General features: G+C 72.2%; 6 protein-coding genes. 4 read left to right on the top strand and 2 right to left on the bottom strand.

Annotation, left to right across the window (positions count from 1 at the left end):
• Positions 1-71: 71 nt before the first annotated feature.
• Together ACYVD5_RS05400 and ACYVD5_RS05395 are read left to right on the top strand one after the other, a co-directional pair.
• Positions 72-758, top strand: a complete 687-nt coding sequence (locus tag ACYVD5_RS05400) for an SDR family oxidoreductase (RefSeq protein WP_460999789.1) — start codon at positions 72-74, stop codon at positions 756-758.
• Positions 759-801: 43 nt separating this feature from the next.
• On the top strand, positions 802-1,803 hold the full coding sequence (locus ACYVD5_RS05395; RefSeq protein ID WP_460999788.1) for a UDP-glucuronic acid decarboxylase family protein: 1,002 nt from the start codon (positions 802-804) through the stop codon (positions 1,801-1,803).
• Positions 1,804-1,966: 163 nt separating this feature from the next.
• On the opposite strand, the gene ACYVD5_RS05390 is transcribed toward ACYVD5_RS05395, so the two are convergent.
• Positions 1,967-2,815 (bottom strand): SigB/SigF/SigG family RNA polymerase sigma factor, encoded by an 849-nt coding sequence (locus tag ACYVD5_RS05390; protein WP_460999787.1) that lies wholly within the window; start codon positions 2,813-2,815, stop codon positions 1,967-1,969.
• A gap of 478 nt (positions 2,816-3,293) precedes the next feature.
• Between ACYVD5_RS05390 and ACYVD5_RS05385 the strand changes: the two genes are divergently transcribed.
• Together ACYVD5_RS05385 and ACYVD5_RS05380 are read left to right on the top strand one after the other, a co-directional pair.
• Positions 3,294-4,136 (top strand): glycosyltransferase family 2 protein, encoded by an 843-nt coding sequence (locus tag ACYVD5_RS05385; protein ID WP_460999790.1) that lies wholly within the window; start codon positions 3,294-3,296, stop codon positions 4,134-4,136.
• On the top strand, positions 4,133-5,053 hold the full coding sequence (locus ACYVD5_RS05380) for a glycosyltransferase family 2 protein (RefSeq protein WP_460999786.1): 921 nt from the start codon (positions 4,133-4,135) through the stop codon (positions 5,051-5,053). The genes ACYVD5_RS05385 and ACYVD5_RS05380 overlap by 4 nt, the downstream gene beginning before the upstream one ends.
• 76 nt (positions 5,054-5,129) lie before the next feature.
• Here the strand turns inward: ACYVD5_RS05380 and ACYVD5_RS05375 are convergent, their stop codons facing one another.
• Entirely contained in the window at positions 5,130-5,834 is a 705-nt protein-coding gene (locus ACYVD5_RS05375) for a GAF and ANTAR domain-containing protein (protein ID WP_460999785.1), read from the bottom strand.
• Positions 5,835-6,433 lie beyond the last annotated feature (599 nt).

The following is a 6,433-nucleotide window of genomic DNA, read 5'->3' as shown; positions in this document are numbered from 1 at the left end:
CGGCCGCGGCGAGCGGTCCGCCCGCAGCCGGCCCGCTGCCAAGGAGACCGCCACGAAAGAAGGAGGACGACATGCGTCCACTGGGCAACACCCTGATCACCGGAGGAGCCTCCGGCCTCGGCGCCGCCGTCGCCCAGGCCGTCGCCGCCGACGGCGGCCGCCCGCTCATCCTCGACAGGGTTGCGCCGGCCGGCGGCGGCGAAGCCGAACTCGCCGACCTATCCGACCGCGCCGCAACCGAAGGCGCCGTCGAGCGGCTCGCGCAACGGGCCGGCGGCCTGCACGCCGTCGTCAACGCCGCGGGCACCGACGCCTGCGGCCCGCTGGGCAAGGTCGATCCCGACGACTGGGAGCGCGTTATCCAGGTCAACCTCATCGGCACCGCCTCGGTCGTCCGCGCCGCACTGCCCCATCTGGAGGCCTCGCGCGGCACCGTCGTCGACTGCGCCTCCACGCTGGGGGTGCGCGCGGTCGGCGACGCCACCGCCTACTGCGCCTCGAAAGCCGGAGTGCTGGGATTCACCCGCGCCCTGGCGGCCGAGACCGCCGGGCGCATCGGCGTGACCCTGCTGGTGCCCGGCGGGATGGACACCGCGTTCTTCGACGACCGCCCCGACGCCTACCGGCCCGGACCCGACGCCCGCCTCAACCCGCCCGAGCACGTCGCCCGGGCCGTCGTCTTCGCCCTGTCCCAGCCCCTGGGGTGCGAGGTGCGCGAACTCGTCGTCTGCCCATCACAGGAGACGTCGTGGCCGTGACCGGGCCGCGGCCCGCGGGGGCCACCGCGATCAAGGGGGGATCATGAGTCTGGGAGACATCGGCCGCGCCGTCGTCACCGGCGGCGCCGGGTTCGTCGGCTCGCACCTGTGCGAGCGCCTGCTGCACAGCGGCGCCGAGGTGGTCTGCGTCGACAACTTCGCCACCGGATCCGCCGAGAACATCCGCCACCTGGCCGCACGAGCGGGCTTCAGCGCGCTGGAGGCCGACGTCACGCACCCGCTGCGGGTCACCGGCCCCGTCGACGCGGTGTTCCATCTGGCCTCGGCCGCCTCGCCGCGCGACTACCTGCGGCTGCCGGTGGAGACCTTGGAGGCCGGCAGCCTGGGCACCCGCAATGTGCTGGACCTGGCCGCCGAGCACGGCGCCCGCACGGTGCTGGCCTCCACCAGCGAGGTCTACGGCGACCCGCTGCACCACCCCCAGCACGAGAGCTACTGGGGCAACGTCAACCCGGTGGGCCCGCGCAGCGTGTACGACGAGGCCAAGCGCTACGCCGAGGCGCTGACCATGGCCTACCACCGCACCTACGGCGCCGATACCGGTATCGCCCGGATCTTCAACAGCTACGGTCCGCGGATGCGCCCCGACGACGGCCGGGCGATCCCGACGTTCATCAGGCAGGCCCTGGCCGGCGAGCCCGTCACGGTGTCGGGGGACGGATTGCAGACCCGGTCGGTCTGCTACGTCGACGACACGGTGCGCGGGCTGATCGCCCTGGCCGGATCCGACATCACCGGCCCGGTCAACATCGGCAGCCCGCACGAGCTGTCCATGCGGCAGCTGGCCGAGCTGGTGCGGTCGATCTGCGGTTCGGCTTCGCCCATCGCCCATGTCGGGCGGCCGGCCGACGATCCGCGGTTCCGCCGCCCCGACACGAGCCTGGCGGCCCAGGCGCTGGGCTGGCGGCCGCTGGTGCCGATGGAGGAAGGGCTGCGGCTGACCGTCGAGTGGTTCGCCTGCACCCGGACCCCGGCGCCGCCGCCCCGGCCGGACCGGGCCGAACCGGCGGCCGGCCGAACCTGACGGGCCTTCCGGACGCCCGCCCGGTGCCGCCCGGTGCCGGCTGCGCACCGATCGAGACCCATCGCAGGCAGAAGCCGGCCCCGGGACGCCGGATCGCGTCCCGGGGCCGGCTCTGCTCCAGCGGCTGCGGATCTAGCGGCTGCGGACGCTTTCCGCCTGCGGCTCAGACATCGGGGACCAACTGCTTGCGCAGCTTGGCCAGCGATGCCGAGAGCGTCCGCGACACGTGCATCTGCGACAGACCCACGATCTGGGCGATCTCCGCCTGTGTCTTGTTGCCCGCGAAACGCAGCAGTACGATCCGCCGATCACGCGGGGAGAGGGTGGCCAGGGCCGGGCGCAGCGACGCCCGGTCGGCGACGTTCTCCAGCTCGCGGTCCTCCTCGCCGAGCGTGTCGCCCAACGTCTTGTCCTCCTCCTCGGCCCCGTAGGGCACGTCGAGGGAAAGAGCGCTGTAGGCCGATGAGGCGTCGATCAGCTCAAGCGTGTCGTCGACGCTCATCTCCAGGCGTTCGGCGATTTCGGCGACCGTGGGCGAGCGCCCGTGCTCCTGGGCGAACGCCGAGGTCACCCGGTTGAGTTCGGGCCGTTTCTCCTGGTGCTTGCGCGGCACCCGGATCGCCCAGGTGCGGTCGCGGAAGTGGCGTTTGACCTCACCGGTCATCATCGGCAGGGCATAGGAGATGAACTCCTTGCCGTAGTCGGGATTGAAGTCGCGGATCGCCTGTACCAGGCCGACTGTCACAACTTGGCGCAGGTCTTCCTCGGGCTCGCCGCGGTTGCGGTAGCGGCGGGCGATGCGGCGCACCACCGGAGCGTGCAGATCCACCAGGTTCCGATAGATCTCATCGCGCTCGGCGGGTCCGGCCTCGCCGCTCTTGAGCCTGCCGAACAGCTCCCGTGTGCGTGCGTAGTAGGTTTCGTCGGTTCTGCTGTTTCCGTTGTTCCCCCGGGAACTGCGCGGACGCGGTACTGCGGTCTCTCGTTCGCGGAGCGTGCTCGATGTGTTCATCGCTAACGTTCCTCATCGCGTCGGAGTTGACCGCCGACCACCTGCCTCCCGGATCACCCGGCGCGCTGTGCACCGCGCCGGCCGATGTGGCTTCCCCCTCCTGTGCGGTGGTGCACCGCAGCGGGGGCCGGGACGCACGTGATGGCGTCTTCAGGCCGCGCTGTCGGACCTCCTGCACAACAATCTTGACCATATCGAGATATGCGCGGCAAAGCCAACCAGTGGCAGGAGGTAGGTCGTCGGCTTTGCGGCGAATTAACGCGTTATATGGCAAACCTGCAGGGTAGACGGGTCGGAGGTGACTGCCACCGGGTAATCGGAAATGGGATAAACGGTTTTCCGGCTGCAGCGCGCCGTAAGATTCGGATAAGTATTGGAGGCGCGGTAGGTGGAGGAAACAGCGGATCCGCCCGAACAGCGGGGCGGCGGCCCACCGGACGCCGGCCGCTCCGGCGCCGCCGGGCCGCGCGTGGGCATTGTGGTGGCCACGCGCGACCGCCGCGAAGAACTTGCCCGGACATTGCGCCGGCTTGACCGAACCCATCCCGGCGCTCCCGTGACCGTGGTCGACAATGCCTCCCGCGACGGAACGGCCGCCTTTGTCCGCTCGGCATATCCCCGCGCCGATGTGATCGAACTCGCGCGCAACTGCGGATGCGCGGCCCGCAACGTCGGCGTCGCCGCCAACCCCGCCCCCTACATCGCTTTCTGCGACGACGACTCCTGGTGGGCCCCCGAAGCGCTGCAGCGCGCCGCCGCCGCCTTCGACGCCCACCCGCGCCTGGGCCTGGTCGCCGCCGCCACCTTGGTCGGCGACACCGAACGCCCCGACCCCATCAACGCCGAGCTGGCCGCAGGCCTCGGCCCCGCACCGCCCGGGCTGCCCGGCCCCCGCGTCCTGGGCTTTCTGGCCTGCGCCGCGGTCGTGCGCCGCGAGGCCTTCCGCGCGGCCGGCGGATTCAGCGGCCTGCTGTTCTTCACCCACGAAGAGGCGCTGCTGGCCCAGGACCTGGCCGCCCTGGGCTGGGAAGCCTGCTACCTCCCGCAGGTGCGGGCGCACCACCACCCGTCCTCCAACCGCCCGCCCAGCGCATGGCGGCGGCGGCTGGAACTGCGCAACCGGGCGCTGGTGTCCTTGCTGCGGCGCCCCGCCGGGCGGGCACTGGGCGAGACCGCGCGCCTGGCGCGCGCCTGGCCGCGCGTGCCCGAAGCCCGCGGTGCGCTGGCCGATCTGGTCTGCGACCTGCCGCGCGCCCTGCTGCACCGGCGCCGCCTGCCGCCCCGCATCGAACGCGACCTGCGCCTGCTGGAGCGGCGGTGAACCGCCCGCCCGCGGGCGACCCGCGCGTGGGTGTGGTTATCATCACCCGCAACCGCCGCCCCGAACTGCTCAGGGCGGTGGACAGACTCAGCGCGCTGCCCGAGCGGCCCCCGATCGTGGTGGTCGACAACGGGTCGGCCGACGGCAGCGCCGATGCGGTCGCCGCGGCCTTTCCGCACGCTGCTCTGCTGCGCGCCAAAGCCAACCTCGGCGCGGTCGGGCGCAACCTCGGCGTCGAAGCCCTCGGCGCCCTGGACACTCCGTATGTGGCCTTCTGCGATGACGACACCTGGTGGGAACCGGGTTCGCTGTCGCTGGCCGCCGACCTGCTCGACGCCCACCCCGGTGTCGCCTCGCTCACCGCGCGGATCCTCATCGAACCCCACTTGCGCGAGGACCCCATCACCCCCGAGCTGCGCGGCTCCCCGGTGCCCGCCCCCGCGCACCTGCCGGGCCCGGCGCTGCTCAGCATCCTCGCCGGCGCCTCCGTGCTGCGCACCGCCGCGTTCACCGCCGCCGGCGGGTTCCACGAGCGGCTGTGGCTGGGCGGCGAGGAGGAACTGCTGTCGCTGGATCTGGCCGCGGCCGGCTGGTGGATGTGCTGGATCGAGGACATGCAGGTGCACCACGCCCCCTCGCGGAGCAGGGACGGCACCCGCCGGCGCCGCCTGGGTATCCGCAACACGCTGTGGACCGCGTGGCTGCGCCGCCCGGCGGGCGCAGCACTGCGGCGCACCGGCGCGGTGCTGCGCCGGGTGCCCCCCGACACCGCCAGCGCCGCCGCCGTGGGCGAGGCACTGGCCGGGCTGGGCTGGGTGCTGGCCCAGCGCCGCCCCGTGCCTTGCCGGGTCGAGGAAGGGCTGCGGCTGCTGGAGGAACCGCAGCGGCACTCGGCGGCGCGGCGCTATGTGGGATGAGGCGGACGAGGCGGGACGGGTGTACCGGCCGGTCCGCGGGGCCTTTGGCGCGCCCGAAGGCCCCGCAGGACACGGCCTACCCGCGGGGACCGGTGGGGTCTTCGCCGGTGAGGGCGATGGTCTCGGCGAGCCGGGCTAGTTTGACGTTGAGGTTCTGCGACGTGCCCTGCAGCCGCTGCCAGGCCTGTTCGGCCGTCATCTGGTGGCGTTCCATCAGGATGCCCTGCGCCTGGCCGATGGTCTCGCGGCTGTCCAGCGCCCGGTTGAGGTTGAAGATCCGCCGGTTGGCCGCCAGCGCGGAGGCCGCCTGGGCGGAGTAGATCACCCCGACCTCGTGGGAGTGCTCGTCGAACGCCTGCGGGCGTGCGGCGTAGAGGACGAGGGCGCCCAGACTCTCGCGGGCGGTGAACAGTCGGAAGCTCAGCAGGCTGCCGATGGGCAGCTTGGCGGCTTCGGCGGCGTACTTGGGCCAGCGCCGCGAAGAGGTCAGGTCGGGCAGGTACACGTAGGTGCCCGACCACATCGAATCCAGCGAGGGGCCCTCGCCCAGTTCCAGTTGCAGCGCGTCGCTGCGGCGGACGATGTCGTGGGTGGCCACGGGGCTCTGCACCCGCGACCGCGACTCGACCAGGCCCACCCCGGCGTAGTCGCAGCCGGGCACGGTGGTCACCGCGAGATCGACGATCCGCTGGAGGGTCGCGCGCAAGTCGGGTTCGGCGAACAGCGACCGCACGACCTCGGCGAAGCCTTCTGGTGAGGGTGAATCATCATTGTTGAGCATCGCACGCCCTTCTGTGCCGTTGGACGAGTTGCCGACCCGCATCGCCCCCCGTTGCAAAGCCCGCGCACAGCACAAGGCGCCGGCCCTGGTGACCGAACGACTTCGCAGTGTGAATATCGAGGTGCGACCGAACCGGCCGATTAAGACTTCCCGATGAAACGGGAGTATTCCCGCAGTCCGGCCCTGTGTCAACGACTGTACCTGGCGTTGGTTTCCGCCACCCGCGCCCCCCGGAGACCTCCAAGTGGCGGCCCGGGAGGCGGCCCGGGCGGCGTTTCCGCAGGTCAGTGCGGTGGTTGTGTGTCCAAACGAATAGTAGCCGCCCCACGCGGATGCGGGCTGCGGGTCCGGCGCCGCTGCGATGCGGGATCCGCATCGCCCGTCCGCGGGCCGCCCCTTTCGGGGGTTTCGGGACCGGCGGGATGTGTGCTGGACAACAACTTTCCCGTTCCGGGGTTCACTCCCTTTCCGGCGGATAGTCGGCCACTGGAATATGCGCCCATCGCGCATTCCCGCCCGGCAATCGGCCCGGCCAGGGCTGCGGCTCCGGCCGGCAACGGCGGCGCGCCCGGCGCACGCCGCCGCCCGGACCGCGCGGA

Source organism: Streptomonospora sediminis, assembly GCF_054778995.1.
The sequence above is the reverse complement of the archived record's forward strand: the minus strand, read 5'-3'. Positions and strand labels throughout refer to the sequence as shown.

Bases quoted from the DNA above. Each gene is read 5' to 3' on its own strand.
- ACYVD5_RS05375 (WP_460999785.1), bottom strand. From the start codon at position 5,834: ATGCTCAACAATGATGATTCACCCTCACCAGAAGGCTTCGCCGAGGTC.
- ACYVD5_RS05395 (WP_460999788.1), top strand. From the start codon at position 802: ATGAGTCTGGGAGACATCGGCCGCGCCGTCGTCACCGGCGGCGCCGGG.
- ACYVD5_RS05400 (WP_460999789.1), top strand. From the start codon at position 72: ATGCGTCCACTGGGCAACACCCTGATCACCGGAGGAGCCTCCGGCCTC.
- ACYVD5_RS05390 (WP_460999787.1), bottom strand. From the start codon at position 2,815: ATGAACACATCGAGCACGCTCCGCGAACGAGAGACCGCAGTACCGCGT.